The organism is Rhizobium sp. NPDC092011, from assembly GCF_044756305.1.
Classification (GTDB): Bacteria; Pseudomonadota; Alphaproteobacteria; order Rhizobiales; family Rhizobiaceae; genus Rhizobium.
Map to the genome: position 1 here is coordinate 23117 of NZ_JBIVSO010000009.1, position 16465 is coordinate 39581.

12 protein-coding genes are annotated in these 16465 nt (G+C 61.3%); 7 read left to right on the forward strand and 5 right to left on the reverse strand.

Annotation, left to right across the window (positions count from 1 at the left end; all coding sequences use genetic code 11):
• Positions 1-55: 55 nt before the first annotated feature.
• Positions 56-754 carry an LrgB family protein gene (locus tag ACIQJ2_RS27205; protein ID WP_400674814.1) on the reverse strand — a complete coding sequence of 233 codons (699 nt, stop codon included), beginning with the start codon at positions 752-754 and terminating at the stop codon, positions 56-58.
• Positions 741-1148, reverse strand: a complete 408-nt coding sequence (locus ACIQJ2_RS27210) for a CidA/LrgA family protein (RefSeq protein ID WP_199151042.1) — start codon at positions 1146-1148, stop codon at positions 741-743. Before ACIQJ2_RS27210 ends, ACIQJ2_RS27205 begins: the two co-directional genes overlap by 14 nt.
• Positions 1149-1246: 98 nt before the next feature.
• On the opposite strand from ACIQJ2_RS27210, the gene ACIQJ2_RS27215 reads away from it, so the two are divergent.
• The 5 genes from ACIQJ2_RS27215 (at position 1247) to ACIQJ2_RS27235 (ending at position 7442) form a co-directional block, all read left to right on the forward strand.
• A complete protein-coding gene (locus ACIQJ2_RS27215; RefSeq protein WP_199151041.1) occupies positions 1247-2131 on the forward strand; it encodes a LysR family transcriptional regulator in 885 nt (294 codons plus the stop codon).
• A 119-nt stretch (positions 2132-2250) separates the two neighbouring features.
• Positions 2251-3267, forward strand: coding sequence for an iron ABC transporter substrate-binding protein (locus ACIQJ2_RS27220; RefSeq protein WP_199151040.1), 1017 nt, complete (start codon positions 2251-2253; stop codon positions 3265-3267).
• 181 nt (positions 3268-3448) lie between these two features.
• The gene (locus ACIQJ2_RS27225; protein WP_400674818.1) at positions 3449-5128 is read left to right on the forward strand and encodes an ABC transporter permease; all 1680 of its coding nucleotides are present in this window, start codon (positions 3449-3451) and stop codon (positions 5126-5128) included.
• Positions 5125-6186 carry an ABC transporter ATP-binding protein gene (locus ACIQJ2_RS27230; RefSeq protein WP_400674821.1) on the forward strand — a complete coding sequence of 354 codons (1062 nt, stop codon included), beginning with the start codon at positions 5125-5127 and terminating at the stop codon, positions 6184-6186. Before ACIQJ2_RS27225 ends, ACIQJ2_RS27230 begins: the two co-directional genes overlap by 4 nt.
• 80 nt (positions 6187-6266) lie before the next feature.
• On the forward strand, positions 6267-7442 hold the full coding sequence (locus tag ACIQJ2_RS27235) for a M20 aminoacylase family protein (protein ID WP_400674823.1): 1176 nt from the start codon (positions 6267-6269) through the stop codon (positions 7440-7442).
• A gap of 39 nt (positions 7443-7481) precedes the next feature.
• On the opposite strand, the gene ACIQJ2_RS27240 is transcribed toward ACIQJ2_RS27235, so the two are convergent.
• Both ACIQJ2_RS27240 and ACIQJ2_RS27245 read right to left on the reverse strand, forming a co-directional pair.
• A complete protein-coding gene (locus ACIQJ2_RS27240) occupies positions 7482-8402 on the reverse strand; it encodes a nucleoside hydrolase (RefSeq protein ID WP_400674825.1) in 921 nt (306 codons plus the stop codon).
• A 114-nt stretch (positions 8403-8516) separates the two neighbouring features.
• On the reverse strand, positions 8517-9905 hold the full coding sequence (locus ACIQJ2_RS27245) for a dipeptidase (RefSeq protein ID WP_400674828.1): 1389 nt from the start codon (positions 9903-9905) through the stop codon (positions 8517-8519).
• A 199-nt stretch (positions 9906-10104) separates the two neighbouring features.
• On the opposite strand from ACIQJ2_RS27245, the gene ACIQJ2_RS27250 reads away from it, so the two are divergent.
• Positions 10105-12441, forward strand: a complete 2337-nt coding sequence (locus tag ACIQJ2_RS27250) for an EAL domain-containing protein (protein WP_199149274.1) — start codon at positions 10105-10107, stop codon at positions 12439-12441.
• A 106-nt stretch (positions 12442-12547) separates the two neighbouring features.
• Here the strand turns inward: ACIQJ2_RS27250 and ACIQJ2_RS27255 are convergent, their stop codons facing one another.
• Positions 12548-12964 (reverse strand): MarR family transcriptional regulator, encoded by a 417-nt coding sequence (locus ACIQJ2_RS27255; protein ID WP_199149273.1) that lies wholly within the window; start codon positions 12962-12964, stop codon positions 12548-12550.
• Between the two features lie 436 nt (positions 12965-13400).
• Here ACIQJ2_RS27255 and polA point away from each other — a divergent pair, with 436 nt between their 5' ends.
• Positions 13401-16403, forward strand: coding sequence for a DNA polymerase I (gene polA, locus ACIQJ2_RS27260; protein WP_400674997.1), 3003 nt, complete (start codon positions 13401-13403; stop codon positions 16401-16403).
• Positions 16404-16465: the final 62 nt, after the last annotated feature.

Here is a 16465-nt window from a genome sequence, read left to right on the forward strand (position 1 = left end):
TTCGCATCCAAAAAAGGCCGCGGCATGAGAGTGCCGCGGCCTTTTTCGTTCAGGCCTAATGCATGAGCCAGGCGATCAGCGGTGCCGCCAGCACATTCGTCAACCCCACCAGCACCATCACCAATCCGGCGATGGATCCTTCCTCGCGGCCAATCTCATGCGCCTTGGCGACGCCGACGCCATGGGCTCCCATCCCGAACAGCGCCCCGCGAGCAATGCCCGACCGCAACGGCAGAAACCTCAGAAGCATCTGGCCGACGACGGCGCCGAAGAGGCCGGTGACGACGACGAAGACGGCGGTGAGGTTGGGCACGCCGCCAATATCGCCCGACACCACCATGGCGAAAGGCGTGCTGATGGAGCGGGGCATCAGGCTGAGGCGCAGGCTTTCATCGAGGCCGAGAAGGCTGGCAAACCACCAGGCCGAGAGCATCGCCGTCGTGCTGCCGACGGCAACGCCGAACAACAGCACTGGCCAGTAGCGCTTGATGAGGTCCCGCTGTTCATAGATCGGCACCGCGAAGGCGACGGTTGCCGGCCCTAGCAGAGCCAGTAGCCAGCGGCTGTCATGCATATAATCCTGGTAGCTCGCATGCGCCAAAAGCGCGACGACGATCAGCACGGCCGGGGCTGCCACCAGCGGCGAAAGCCACAGCGACGGCCAGCGGTGATAGAGCGCCTTGGAAACATAATAGAGGCCGATCGTCGCCAACGGCCAGAACAGGCCTGCCGCGATCGCTTCAATGGTGGACATGGTGAGATGCTCCCTGGCGCATCATCAGGCGGTAGCCGATGTCGATCGCTATCGCGGTGACGCTCATGACGATGAGGGTGCCGGCGGAGATGACTGCGAGCACCTTCAGCCCGACGATTCCGATGAATTCGCCATGATCGAGCACCGCCAGAACGGCCGGCACGAAAAACAGCAGCATCTCGGCGAGAAACCATTCCGCGCCGCGTTTCATGCTCGCGGGTTTGATCTTGCCGCTTGCCAGCAGCGCCAGCACCAGCAGCATGCCGATGATGGCGCCCGGAATCGGCAGATGCGCCAGGCGCGCGATGGCCTCACCCGCCTGCCAGAAGGCCAAAAGCAGGGCAATCTGGGCCAGACGGCTCAGTTTCGGTCGGTTTTTCAGGTCGATATGCATAGGAAACTCGGAGAAATCTTTTAGCCGGAAGATAGGTTCTTTCTCTCCATGAGCAAAATGAATTGATTTCATTGAAATCAGTCCTGTATGGAATGCTTATGGAACTTCGAACCTTGAGAGCCTTTGTCGAAGTGGTGCGCCAAGGCGGCTTTTCGGAAGCGGCGAAGGTGGTGTTCACAACGCAATCCGCCGTGAGCAAAGCCGTGCGCCAGCTCGAGGACGAGCTTGGCCTGCCGTTGCTCAATCGCATCGGACACCGCACGACCCTGACCGATGCCGGCGAGGTGGTTTATCGGCGGGCAATCGGAATCCTCGCTGGACGCGACGATCTGCTTGCCGAACTCGCCGAATTGCGCGGCCTTGCCCGCGGTACACTGCGCCTCGGCCTGCCGCCGATCGGCAACGATGCGCTGTTTGCGCCTGTATTTGCCGTCTTCCGCAATCGCTATCCGGGTATCGAGATCAAGTTGGAGGAGCAGGGAGCCAGGCGGCTGGAAGAAATGGTTCTTGCTGATGAGGTCGATCTTGGTGCCTCGCTGCTGCCGACGCCGGAAGCCTTCGAGTCTCAAAGCGTGCGCTGCGAGCCGATGCATGTGCTGCTGCCGTCGTCCCATCCGTTGGCTGGGCAGGAGAAGGTGCCGATGGCGGCGCTCAAGGGCAATGCCTTTCTCCTGTTCGAAACCGGCTTCGCCCTCAACGGCATCATTCTGGATGCTTGCCGGTCCGCCGGCTTCGCGCCCGATATCGCCGCCCGTTCAAGCCAGATCAATTTTATTGTCGAGCTTGTCGCTGCCGGTCTCGGCGTCGGCTTCCTGCCACGGCTGATCGCCGAACAGAGGCACCGCCCCGGCGTCAGCCATGCGCTCGTCATCGAGCCCGATATGGAGTGGCATATGGCGTGGATATGGCGGCGAGGCGGCTATCTCTCACATGCCGGCAAAGCCTGGCTCGACCTCGCTGCCGAGATCGCGGCTAAATCTTGACTGCTTTCTCAAACTTTTGTGATAACAAGGTGCGACTGTAAACTTGAAAAAAATGGTCAGGAAAAATATAGGCTATCCTATTGCTGCCTGGGGCAGCGACTTTCAAGCGAGAGGACTTAATGACTTTTTCCTTTTCTCATCTCACCAGTGCGTTGGCGCTTGCCGCAGGGCTTGCCGTTGCTCCGATGATGGCAAATGCCGCCGATTCCGAAGGAATCGTGGTCTATAACGCCCAGCACGAAACGCTGACGCAGGCGTGGGCGGATGGCTTCACCAAGGAAACGGGCATCAAGGTCACGATCCGCAATGGCAGCGACATGCAGTTTGCCAACCAGATCATCCAGGAAGGCGCTGCCTCCCCCGCTGATGTCTATCTGACGGAAAATTCGCCGGGCATGACGCTGGTCGACGCCAACAAGCTCTTTGCGCCGGTCGATGCCGCCACGCTCGCCCAGGTGCCGGAAACCTTCAAGGCTGCCGATGGCAACTGGATCGGCGTTGCCGCCCGCTCCACGGTCTTTGCCTATGACAAGACCAAGCTGAAGGAAGCCGATCTGCCGAAGTCGATGCTCGATCTGGCCGATCCCAAGTGGAAGGGCCGTTGGGGCGCTTCGCCGGCCGGCGCCGATTTCCAGGCGATCGTCAGCGCGTTTCTCGAACTGAAGGGCGAGGACGCAACCCGTGCCTGGCTGAAGGCGATGAAGGAAAACGCCAGCTTCTACAAGGGCAACAGCGTCGCCATGAAGGCCGTCAATGCCGGTGAGATCGAAGGCGCCGTCATCTACCACTACTACTGGTTCGGCGATCAGGCCAAGACGGGCGAAAACAGCAAGAACGTCTCGCTGCACTATTTCAAGAACCAGGATCCGGGCGCTTTCGTCAGCATTTCCGGTGGTGCCGTTCTGGCTTCCAGCCAGCACCAGAAGGAAGCCCAGGCATTCCTGAAATGGATCACCGGCAAGGGCGGTCAGGCCGTTCTGCGTGACGGCGACTCCTATGAATACGCCGTCGGTAATGGCGATGCTTCCAATCCGAAGCTGGTTCCGCTTGCTGACCTGCAGGCTCCCAAGGTCGAGCCTTCCAAGCTGAACAGCAAGAAGGTAACCGACCTGATGACGGAAGCAGGTCTCATCTAAGCCAAAGCAATTCCGGGAAAAGCGCGCAGCGGTTTTCCTTCCGGAATTGCGAGAAAACAAGGAGATGGAGCAGCTCGGAGTTTCCGTGAGAAACCGACCTGCTCCAAGAGCCCGCGGCGCTTTTAGGGTGCCTTCGGACGGGCTTGGCTCTTGCATCATTGTCCTATGCCCTGCTAGGGGCATGGGATGGCCCAAAGGCCGATCGATCGGGCAATCGCCGTCAGCGGCGGTTGCCTTCCTATTTCAGGGCGTGAAAGGCAGCTCGGATTTGCTGCAGAAGAACACATATGCCGGCGAACCAGCCGCCATGCGAGTGCCCCAGTTGACGGCTGGCCCTCGCAGCCGTGTTCGGCACGGTTCTGTCGTCGCCCTTGCTTCCATCGTTGCGCTTCTGAGCCTGGTGCCGCTCGGCTTCATAGCCTGGGTCACGATCGATACCGGCTGGGCCGAAGTCATCGCCCTGATCTTCCGCAATCGCGTCGGCGAGCTGCTCGTCAACACCGTGCTGCTCGAAGTCTTCACCATTCCGTTGTGCATCCTGCTGGCGGTAACGCTCGCATGGCTGACGGAGCGCACCGACATTCCCGGCGCGCGCCTGTGGTCGTGGCTGGCGGCAGCGCCGCTTGCCGTGCCTGCCTTCGTGCACAGCTATGCCTGGGTTAGCCTCGTGCCCAGCATGCGCGGGCTTTGGAGCGGTGTGCTGGTATCCGTGCTTGCCTATTTTCCATTCCTCTATTTGCCCGTTGCCGCTGCCCTGCGCCGGCTCGATCCGGCGATCGAGGATGCGGCGGCGTCGCTCGGCCTTGGCCCCTGGCGCGTTTTCTTCCGGGCAGTCCTGCCGCAGCTTCGCCTCGCCATTTGCGGCGGCTCACTGCTGATCGGCCTGCATCTTCTGGCGGAATACGGTCTCTACGTGATGATCCGCTTCGACACTTTCTCGACCGCGATCGTCGACCAGTTCCAGTCGGCCTATAACAGCCCTGCCGCCAATATGCTGGGTGGGGTTCTGGTCTTCTGCTGCCTGCTGCTGCTCGGCATCGAGGTGCTTGTGCGTGGCAATGAGCGCTACGCGCGTGTCGGTTCCGGCGCCGCCCGTCCGGCGGATCGCCGCCGCCTGGGTTGGTTCGTCGCTCCCGCGATCGCGCTACCGGTCATAACGGCTGTGCTGACGCTTGGTATTCCCTTCGTCACTTTGGCGCGCTGGCTCTATCTCGGTGGCAGCGGCATCTGGCGGATCGATACCGTCGGCTCCGCCCTGCTGCAGACTATCGTTCTTGCGATGGCAGGCGGTCTCCTCACCACCATTGCCGCGACCCCCATGGCCTGGCTGTCCGTGCGCGCGCCGGGCCGGCTGCAGCGCATTCTCGAGGCTTGCCACTATTATGTCGGTTCGCTGCCGGGCGTCGTCGTTGCCCTGGCGCTGGTGTCGATCACCGTCCGCCTGATCCTGCCGCTCTACCAGACCTTTGCGACGCTGTTGCTCGCCTATGTCCTGCTGTTCCTGCCGCGCGCCATGGTCGGTCTGCGCGCCAGTATCGCCCAGGCGCCTGTCGAGCTGGAGCGTGCCGCAATGGCGCTCGGCCGCACGCCGGCGCAAGCCGTGCGGCAGGTCACGATGCGTCTTGCCGCTCCCGGCTTTGCCGCCAGCGTGGCGCTCGTCGCACTTGGCATCACCAACGAGCTGACGGCGACGCTGATGCTTTCTCCCAACGGCACGCAAACGCTGGCAACGAAATTCTGGTCGCTGACCAGCGAAATCGATTATGTTTCTGCAGCACCCTACGCCTTCATGATGGTTGTCCTGTCGCTGCCGCTCACCCTTCTCCTTTATGTGCAATCCAAGCGAACGGCCGGACAATGACCTTTCTGGCGATCAAGAATGTAAGCAAGCGCTACGGCCCCGTGCGTGCCTTGAACAATATCGACCTCACCGTTGCCGCCGGCAGCCGTACCGCTATCGTCGGCCCCTCCGGTTCCGGTAAGACGACGCTGCTGCGTATCATCGCCGGCTTCGAGGTTCCCGATGCGGGGCAGGTGGTGCTCCACGGCGAAACCCTGGCGGATGGCGAAGCCATCGTGCCGGCCCATCGTCGCGGTATCGGTATCGTCGCTCAGGACGGCGCGCTGTTTCCACATCTGAGCGTGGCCGAGAACATCGGGTTCGGCATGGAGCGCGGCGCACGCGACCGCGATCAGCGCATCAACGCCCTCATCGATATGGTCGAGCTTGATCGCGGCATGCTTGATCGTCGTCCTCATCAGCTTTCCGGCGGCCAGCAGCAGCGCGTGGCACTGGCGCGCGCTCTCGGTCGCAAGCCGAGATTGATGCTGCTCGACGAGCCTTTCTCAGCGCTCGATACCGGCCTGCGCGAAAACATGCGGAAGGCCGTCGCCCGTGTGCTGCAAATCGCCGGCATCACCGCCGTCCTGGTGACGCATGATCAGGCCGAAGCCTTGTCTTTCGCGGATCAGGTTGCAGTCCTGCGTGAAGGCGCGCTCATACAGGCGGGAACGCCGCAGGCCCTCTATCTCAGCCCCACAGACCGGGAAACGGCACTCTTCCTCGGCGATGCCATCGTTTTGCCGGCCGATCTCGACAACGGATCCGCCAAGTGCATCCTCGGGCACATCCCGGTCGATGCCGAAAACCGGCAGGGGCGCAGTGAGATCATGCTCCGTCCCGAGCAATTGCGTCTTGCCGCCCTCGACGAGGCCAGTGCGAATGCAGCCTGCATCGGCAAGGTAGCCGATATCGAATTTGGCGGCGCCATCTGCACGGTGACGGTGGTTCTCTCCAATGCCAACGGTTCGGAGACATTGAACATCAAAAGCTCCGGTGTCGGCTTGCCCGATATCGGCAGCATGGTATCCGTGAGCGTTCTCGGAAAGGCGCACGTCTTCAACAAGCTCGACGCCTGAGCGTCATTTGGGTTGAAGCGGGCGGCGCTTTGGGGAAGATAGGGCACGCCGTCATCGTGCTCCATATCGAAGGAATGCCCATGTCTTTGCCTGAAGAGATCGCCCCGGATCTCCCTTTCCTCACGTCGCTTCGCCGCAATCTTCACGCCCATCCGGAACTCGGTTTCGAGGAGGAGCGTACCAGCGATATCGTGGCGACCCTGTTGGAAGAAGCGGGGCTCAAAGTGCACCGTGGCCTCGGCAAGACCGGCGTTGTCGGCACGTTGCAGGTTGGCAACGGCACGCGCAGCATCGGTCTTCGCGCCGATATGGACGCGCTGGCCATGCCGGAGAAGGCCAATCGTCCTTATAAATCCACCATTCCCGGCAAGATGCATGCCTGTGGGCATGATGGCCATACGACCATGCTCATCGGTGCTGCCCGCCATCTCGCGGCGAAGCGCGGCTTTTCGGGAACCGTGCATTTCATCTTCCAGCCGGCCGAAGAAGGCCGTGGCGGCGCCAAGCACATGGTGGACGAAGGCTTCTTCGACCTGTTTCCCTGCGATGCCGTTTATGGCCTGCACAACATGCCCGGTCTCGATGTCGACGAGATGGCTGTCGTCGAAGGACCGCAGCTTGCCTCGTCGGATACGTGGCATGTCACCTTTCGCGGCACGGGTACGCATGGCGCCAAGCCGCATCTCGGCAAGGACCCGATCACCGCGACGGCGACGTTCCTGTCGTCGCTGCAAACCATTGTCGGCCGCGTCGTCGATCCACTACAGCCAGCGGTCGTCAGCGCCTGCTCGCTGCAGGCCGGCGACCCCAATGCGCTGAATGTCATCCCTGACACCGTCGAGATCGGCGGTACGGCGCGGGCCTATGCGCCCGAAGTTCGCGATCAGCTCGAACAGGAGATTGGCCGGCTGGCGCAGGGTACGGCGGCCATGTACGGAATAGCGGCCGACTATCGTTTCGAGCGCCGCATCCCGCCGGTCATCAACGATCCGGATGCCACCGCACGGGCACTGAAAGCCGCTAGTGCGGTGTTCGGGGAGAAGGCGCGAACCCGCTTCCCCCCGTCTACCGCGGGCGACGACTTTGCGTTCTTCGGTCAAAAGGCGCCGGGATGCTATGTCTGGCTCGGCAACGGTCCGGCGATCGAAGGCGCGTTGCATCACAATACGGCCTACGATTTTGCCGATGACGCGATTGGCTCCGGCGTGGCCTTCTGGACGACTCTGGTGGAGCAGGAGCTGAGGGACGAGGGCTAAGGCAGCGCTCGCTCTTTCGTCGTCATATCCGGGTTGGCGTCAGGCAGCCGCCTGACGCAGCGCGTCGAAAATGATCGTGCGCGCCTTCTCCACATCGATCTCTGCTGCGAAATGCGCGTTGAACGCACCATGCGAGGCGCGCGTCTCGACGACGGTGCGGCCGCGCGTGTGCTGGCCATGCAGCTCGGCGTCGATGTGGGCGTGGCGAAGCTCGGCAATCTCCGGAGCGACGAAGATGGCCGCTGCCGTCGGATCGTAGATTGCCATGGCCGGCCGGCCGCGGCTGATGGCGATATTGACGTAGCCTTCCAGCAGATCTGCGAGCAGTTGTGCCTTTTCGCCGGCAGTCTGGCGCAAACGCGTGACATCGTCCGGCCATGCCAACACTTTCCGGCAGATGTCGAGATCGACCATGCGCAGTGGCAGACCATGTGCGAGCACGATTGCCAATGCCTCGGGATCGGCAAAGGCGTTGAACTCGGCGGAGGCCGTGTGGTTGCCGGAGGTCACGCCGCCGCCCATCCAGGTCAGCTCGTCGATGCGGGCGGCGAGGTCCGGCCGCGCCAGCGCCAGGGCGGCGATATTCGTCAGCGGACCCAGCGCCAGGATGCGCTTCGGCCCCTTGCCGTCGCCAAGCCAGTCACACAGCGCAACAAAGGCGTCGCTGAAGGGAAGCGGGTCGGCCGGCGGCAGGCTTCTGCCGGTCGTGGGGATGCCGTTCTGTCCAAGAATGCTCTGTGCCGTTTCCAGCTTGCACAGAACGGGCAGTTCGCGGCCGGTATGGATGGGGAATGTCCAGCTGAAGACGGCTGCGGCGCTCGCGGCATTATCACGGACGTGGGCAAGCGGCGCGTTGCCGCTCACCAGCGAAACGCCGTCGATGGTCAGATTCGAATGCGCAACCACCAGAATGGCGGCGATGTCATCGAACCCCATGTCGGTGTCGATCCAGATTCCCATGGTCTATCTCATAGATTTGGCCGAGCGATCAGCTGTTGCCCGTATTGAAGGCCGCCGAGGCGGAGGAGGTGCAGGAGGGCGCGCAAAGTGACCTGCGCGCCCTCAATCCATCGATTAGACAGCTAGCGCGTCCAGCACGCGGATCCAGGAGCGGATGCCCTTGTGGTAGGAGCGCAGCTCATATTTCTCGTTGGGCGAATGGATGCGGTCGTCGGAGAGGCCGAAGCCGATGAGCAGCGATTCCATGCCGAGCATCTTCTGGAAATCGCCGACGATCGGAATCGAGCCGCCCATGCCGATGACGATGGCGGGCTTCGGCCATTCGCTGGAGAGGGCGTTCCTTGCCTTGGTCAGCGCCGGCGAATCGTAGGAAAGCTGGATGGCCGGCGAGCCGCCATGCTCGTGGAATTCCACCGAGCAATCGGCAGGGCTCTTCGAGCGGACATAGGCGCGGAAACTCTCGCGGATCGCCGCCGGATTCTGCTGGCCGACGAGACGGAAGGAGACTTTGGCCGATGCCTTGGCGGCGATCACGGTCTTGAAGCCCGCGCCTGTATAGCCGCCCCAGATGCCGTTGACTTCGGCCGTCGGCCGCGCCCAGGTGAGTTCCATCACCGAGCGGCCCTTTTCGCCCGAGGGGATCGACAGTCCGACTTCGCCGAGGAAGTCTTCGTCCGTCAGTCCCAGCTTTTCCCAGGAAGCCTTGATGTTGGATGGCGTTTCCTCGACACCCTCATAGAAGCCAGGAAGTGTCACGCGTCCGGTCTCGTCATGCAGGCCGGCAAGAATATCGGTGAGGATGTGGATCGGGTTGGCCGCAGCGCCGCCGAACACGCCCGAATGCAGGTCGCGATCGGCGGCGGTGATGACGATCTCCTCTCCGACGAGCCCGCGCAGGCCGGCGCAGATCGCAGGCGTATCGCCGTCCCACATGCCGGTATCGCACACCAGCGCGAAATCGGCCTTCAGCTCGGCGGCATTGGCTTCGAGGAAAGGCTTCAGCGAAGGCGAGCCGGATTCCTCTTCACCTTCGAACAGGATGGAGATGCGCACAGGAAGCGCACCTTTGGTTTCCTTGTAGGCACGCACGGCTTCGACGAAGGTCATCAGCTGGCCCTTGTCGTCGGAGGTGCCACGGCCGGTCAGGATCTTGCGGCCATCACCCATGTCCTTGATGGCAGGCGCAAAGGGATCGCTTTCCCAGAGTTCGATCGGATCGACCGGCTGCACGTCGTAGTGGCCATAGAACAGCACATGCGGTGCGTCGGCACTGCCGGCGTCGTGATGGGCGACCACCATCGGATGGCCGGGCGTGTCGCGCACGGATGCCGTGAAGCCCAGCGAATTCAGATAGGAGACCAGCCATTCTGCTGCCTTGCGGCATTCCGCCTTGTAGTCCGGATCGGTCGAGATGGACTTGATACGGAGCAGTTCGAAAAGGTTGTCGAGGCTGGACGGGAGGTTCTGATCGGCACGGTCGAGAACGGGCGATATATCGGTCATATCCGACTCCTTACATGAAATTTGGCGGGACGATAGACCAAAGCCAGGCGGGTTTCGAGGAGTCAAAACCGAAAATTTACCTTAGCTTGTTTCATCAAGACTAGGTGTTCGTTTACGTGCATAGTTGCTCATGTAATTTACAAGTTATTTAGACTATTTGAAATAACGTCAATCTAGAGGCGTATTCTGGGGACACCAAATGTTTTCAGTGATTGCATGCATTCGCGACGATCATGATATCAGGCTGATTTTTGTTGCAGCGTTCATCTGCTTGATGGGCAGCCTTGCCACTATGTTGCTTTTCGCGCGTGCGCAGGAATGCCGGTCTCATCAGCGCCGCTATTGGATCACCGCTGCGGCCTTTGCCAGCGGCATCGGCATATGGGCGACGCATTTCATCGCCATGCTGGCATATCAGGGTAGCATCCCGATCAGCTACACCGTTTCGCCGACGGTGCTTTCGATGGTGTTTGCAATTCTCGGCTCATGGCTCGCCATCTCCGTTGCGTTCGAGTGGGACAATTCAATTTCCTTCGCCTTTGGCGGCGTGTTGATGGCGTGCGGTATCGGCGCCATGCACTTCACCGGCATGCAGGCCATAGAAACCTCGGCCAAGCTCTCCTACAGCCTGCCACGTATTGGCGCGTCCGTTGCCATCGGTGTCGTTTTTGCTGCACTGGCCTTTCTCGCCTTTCGTAGGCTTCATCGCGTCGGACGCATCGTCATCGGTGCGCTTCTGCTGGTATTGGCGATATGCTCGCTACACTTCACGGCAATGAGCGGCGTCACGCTGACGCTGGAGGCGGACCTGCCGACAGAGGCGCTTGCCATCGACCGGAGCATCCTCGCCAGCATCGTCCTGGCCGCGGCAACGGCGCTGATCCTGGCCTCTCTCGGTGCGATCTTCATCGATCGCCATCTCACCGATCTGCGAGGCTTTGCCAATGCGTCGCTGGAAGGGCTGCTGGTTCTTCGCGACGGCCGGATCATCGATGCGAACGAGCGTTTCTTCACCATTTCCGGATGGTCCACCCAGCAAGTTGTCGGCGCGGTCCCGGAAGCTTTTCTCACGCTCGATCTGGATGCCTGCGCCGAATCGGCCATTCCGCTTGAGACCACGCTCTCCGGTCGCGACGGCAAGGCCATCCCTGTCGAAACCGTGATCCGCTCCATTACCTATCGTGGCCACGAATGCAGCGTACTCGTTGTGCGCGACCTCACGGAACGGCGTCAGGCCCAGCAGATGATCGAGCATCTTGCTCATCACGACATATTGACGGACCTTCCCAACCGCTCGCTGTTTGACCAGCGCATGCGCCAGGCGCTGCAGATGGCAAACCGCAAGCACGGTGAGGTCGCGATCTTCTGCTTGGATCTCGACCGGTTCAAGGCCATCAACGACGTCTTCGGTCACGCCGAAGGCGACCGTCTTCTTTGCAGGGTTGCCGGCATCCTGCAGCGTGTGGCCGAGGAAGGCGATACGGTCGCGAGACTCGGCGGCGACGAGTTCGCCATCATCCAGCCCATGCGCCAGCAGCCCGAAGCGGCCGCGCGCCTTGCCGAGCGCATTCTGGTGGAATTCGCCACGGAGATGGACACCGCCCGTGATCCCACGGCCGTTGGCGTCAGCCTCGGCATCGCGATCTATCCGCGCGACGGCGCCGGTGCCGAGCAGCTTTACGCGAACGCGGATACTGCGCTCTATCGCGCCAAGCGCGCCGGCCGCGGTCACGCCTGCTTCTTCGACGCGGAGATGGACAAGGCCGCGCGCATGCGCCGGCAACTCGAGAGCGATCTGCGTCAAGCCATTCTGCGCAAGCAGCTCTATCTCGACTACCAGCCGATCTACGATGTCGGCAGCGATAGCGTCAGCGGATACGAAGCTCTGTTGCGCTGGCGGCATCCGGATCGCGGGATCATCGAACCTGAGACCTTCATTCCCATCGCCGAGGAGAGCGGATCGATCGCGGCAATCGGCGAGTGGGTGCTGGAACAGGCGTGTCAGGAAGCAGTGCGCTGGCGTCAGCCCGCGAGCGTCGCCGTCAACCTATCTCCGCTGCAATTCATGATCCCGACGCTCTATGACCAGATCGAGCGCATCTTGCGGAAAACCGGCCTCGATCCGCAGCGGCTGGAGCTTGAGATCACGGAAGCGGCTTTGATGCGCGAACGTACGGCGGTCCTTGCGACGTTGCAGCGGCTGCACCGGCTCGGCATCCGAGTAGTCATGGACGATTTCGGCACCGGCTTTTCTTCGCTCAGCAATCTGCGTGCCTTCCCCTTCGACAAGATCAAGGTCGATCGCAGCTTCACCGGCGCCCTCGAACACGATCCGGCGGCGCGCTCGATCGTCCGCGCCATCATCGGCCTCGGGCACAGTTTGAACATGCCCGTGGTGACCGAAGGCGTGGAGACGGAAATTCAGCGTCGCATCGTCATCGAAGAGGGGTGTGCCCAACTTCAGGGGATCTTCTTCGGCAAGCCCGACATCGGGCCGAGCCAACAGTTTCCCGACATGGACCGGGCAGCGGGATAAGCATGAAGCGTTTCCGTCTCGGACAGCGTGACGGAAACGCCCGATCTTCCAGTTCTTCCTGTTGTGTAGCAAAGCGCGCTTCCGCGCGCTTTTCCCTGCAAGTGCTTCAGAGATGCTTGGCGTTGTCCAGGATGCGCCGGATATATTCCAGCAGCAGTTCGCGTTCGAAATTACGGAAGTCCTTGAGAAGCTCGGAATCGGTCGCCATCGCCGCCTCGATGGCCTCGGCTCTCATGTCGCTTGCCTTGGCCGTCAGGAAGATCAGTTGCGCCCGTTTGTCCGAAGGATGCGGGCGACGTTCCACCAGCCCGTCGCGTTCCATGCGAGACAGCGTATTGGCCATTGTCGCCTGCTCGATGTCGACCCGCTCCAGCAATTGCTTCTGCGTCAGCCCGTCTTCGGACCACAGTTCCAGCAGGATTGGAAACTGTCCCGGCGAGAAACCGAGCTTACTCGCCCGTTGCAGCAACGAGCGACCAAATACCTTCGCCAACTGGCTGGCAAGGTAGGCTGCGGATTCCATCCGATTAAATCCCATGATTGCAAGTATGCCGAGGATTCCGAAGCAAGACAATCAGCAAATCTTGGGTAGGGATCCACTGGAAATCCTCAACTTCCGCTACGATTTATAAACGCAAAAGTTGCATTTATATCATGAAAAAGCCGCCATGGCCTGGAGGGCGCCATGGCGGCTCGAAAAAGGGGGACAAAGGCCCGGAGAGGGGATAGGCCTTTGTCCGAGTCTGACGTGGCGGGGGACAGGCCGGTTGTCAGACCCTCGGCGTATCAATCGCCGGTGAGTAACATTTGTGGTTCCAAATGTGGTTTTTCAAGGGAATGCTCAGATTAGATTGATTAAAACTTAGTAACGTTTGAGTGAGAGATCCGGCGTTCTCGTCGGGCTGCAAAACCAGAACTTTATATGGACGTTGGAGGTGCGCCACGCTATCCATGTCACCATGAAAAAAGGTGATCATCTCTTCCTCGTCGACGGCTCCGGTTTCATTTTCCGGGCCTTTCACGCCCTGCCGCCGCTGACGCGCAAGTCGGATGGATTGCCTGTCGGCGCCGTTTCCGGTTTCTGCAACATGCTGTGGAAGCTGCTGACCTCGGCGCGCGATACTTCGGTCGGGGTCACACCGACGCATTTCGCCGTTATTTTCGACTATTCCTCAAAGACTTTCCGCAAAGAGATCTTTCCGGAATACAAGGCAAACCGCTCCGCACCGCCGGAGGAGCTGATCCCGCAATTCGGGCTCATCCGCGAGGCGACACGCGCCTTCAACCTGCCCTGCATCGAAACCGACGGTTTCGAGGCCGACGATATCATCGCCACCTATGCCCGCCAGGCAGAGGCAGCGGGTTCCGACGTGACGATCATCTCCTCTGACAAGGATCTGATGCAGCTCGTCACGCCCATGGTCCATATGTACGACAGCATGAAGGACAAGCAGATCGGCATTCCCGACGTTGTCGAGAAATGGGGCGTGCCGCCGGAAAAGATGATCGACCTGCAGGCCATGACCGGCGATTCGGTCGATAACGTCCCCGGCATTCCGGGCATTGGCCCGAAGACGGCAGCGCAACTGCTCGAAGAATTCGGCGATCTCGATACGTTGCTGGCTCGTGTCGGTGAGATCAAGCAGCAGAAGCGTCGCGAAAACATCATCGCCAACGCCGAACTTGCCCGTATCTCTCGCCATCTGGTGACGCTTAGAACCGATGTGCCGCTGGAGCTGCCGCTCGACGCCCTCGTGCTTGAGCCGCAGAACGGCCCTAAGCTGATCGGCTTCCTGAAGGCGATGGAATTCACCTCGCTGACCCGACGCGTCGCCGATGCGTGCGATTGCGATCCGGCGGCGATCGAGCCATCCGTCGTCAAGGTCGAGCTGGCTGACAGCGCGCATGGCCCGGATCTGGAGGTTGGTGAAAATGTCGATCTCGTTGCCGGCAGCGAACAGTCCGCCGAAGGAGCCGCCGTTCCGGCACAGGCGGCAAAGCCGCGCCTGGCCGTAGAGGGGCTGAGCGAACCGGCCGATCTCGCCAATGCGCGCGCCGCAAGCTTCGCCACGGCACCGATCGATCATTCGAAGTATGTGACCATCCGCGATGTCGCCACGCTCGATCAGTGGATCGCCGATGCGCGTGAAACCGGCATCGTCGCCTTCGACACGGAAACGACGTCGCTCGATGTGATGCAGGCCGAAATCGTTGGCTTCTCGCTGGCGATTGCCGATAACCGCAACGATCCCACAGGCGGTTCTATCCGCGCCGCCTATGTGCCCCTCAGCCACAAGACCGGCGTCGGCGATCTGCTCGGCGGCGGCATGGCCGAAAATCAGATTCCGCTTCGGGATGCCCTGGCGAGATTGAAGGTGCTGCTTGAGGATGCTTCCATCCTCAAGATCGCGCAGAACCTGAAATACGACTACCTGCTGATGAAGCGTTACGGTATCGAGACGAAGTCTTTCGACGATACGATGCTGCTGTCCTATGTGCTCGATGGCGGCTCCAACGCCACGCACGGCATGGACAGCCTCTCCGAGCGGTGGCTTGGCCACAAGCCGATCGCCTACAAGGACGTGGCCGGCAGCGGCAAATCCAATGTCACCTTCGATCTCGTCGATATCGACCGCGCCACGGCCTATGCCGCCGAGGATGCAGACGTGACGCTGCGCCTCTGGCTGGTGCTGAAGCCGCGGCTTGCGGCAGAGAAGCTCTCTGCCGTCTACGAGCGTCTGGAGCGGCCGCTCGTGCCCGTGCTCGCCCATATGGAGGAGCGCGGCATCACCATCGACCGGCAGATCCTGTCACGCCTTTCCGGCGAACTGGCGCAGGGCGCGGCGCGGCTGGAAGACGAGATCTACACGCTCGCCGGCGAGCGTTTCAACATCGGTTCTCCGAAGCAGCTCGGCGATATCCTCTTCGGCAAGATGGGGCTGGCGGGCGGCAGCAAGACCAAGACAGGCCAATGGTCGACCTCGGCGCAGGTGCTGGAAGACCTGGCGGCCGCAGGCTTCGATCTGCCGCGCAAGATCGTCGACTGGCGTCAGCTCACCAAACTGAAATCCACCTATACCGACGCTCTGCCGGGTTACGTCCATCCGCAGACGAAGCGGGTCCATACCTCCTATTCGCTGGCATCGACCACGACCGGGCGTCTGTCTTCCTCCGAACCGAACCTGCAGAATATTCCGGTGCGCACCGCGGAAGGCCGCAAAATCCGCACCGCCTTCATCTCGACGCCGGGCCACAAGCTGGTTTCGGCCGATTACAGCCAGATCGAACTGCGCGTGCTGGCGCATGTCGCCAATATCCCGCAGCTGAAGCAAGCCTTCGAAGACGGCATCGACATTCATGCGATGACGGCCTCCGAAATGTTCGGTGTGCCGGTAGAGGGCATGCCGAGCGAGGTGCGCCGTCGCGCCAAGGCGATCAACTTCGGCATCATCTACGGCATTTCGGCCTTCGGCCTCGCCAACCAGCTCTCCATCGAGCGCTCGGAAGCAAGCGATTACATCAAGAAGTATTTCGAGCGCTTCCCCGGCATTCGTGACTATATGGACAGCACCAAGCAGACAGCGCGCGACAAGGGCTATGTCGAGACGATCTTCGGTCGCCGTATCCACTTCCCCGAGATCCGGTCCTCCAATCCGTCCGTCCGCGCCTTCAACGAGCGCGCCTCGATCAATGCGCCGATCCAGGGCTCGGCTGCCGATGTCATCCGCCGCGCCATGATCAAGATGGAGCCGGCACTGGCCTCGGCCGGGCTTGGCGATCGCGTCCGCATGCTCTTGCAGGTGCACGACGAACTGATCTTCGAAGTCGAGGACGCCGATGTCGAGCGCACGACGCCGGTTATCGTCTCGGTCATGGAAAATGCTGCCATGCCGGCGGTGGACATGGCCGTGCCTTTGAAGGTCGACGCGCGCGCCGCCAACAATTGGGATGAGGCGCACTGAAGTATAGCTGTGGGACGAGCAGACCAGCCCTCTTGGTGAGGTGCGGAGGCCTGACAGGCTGA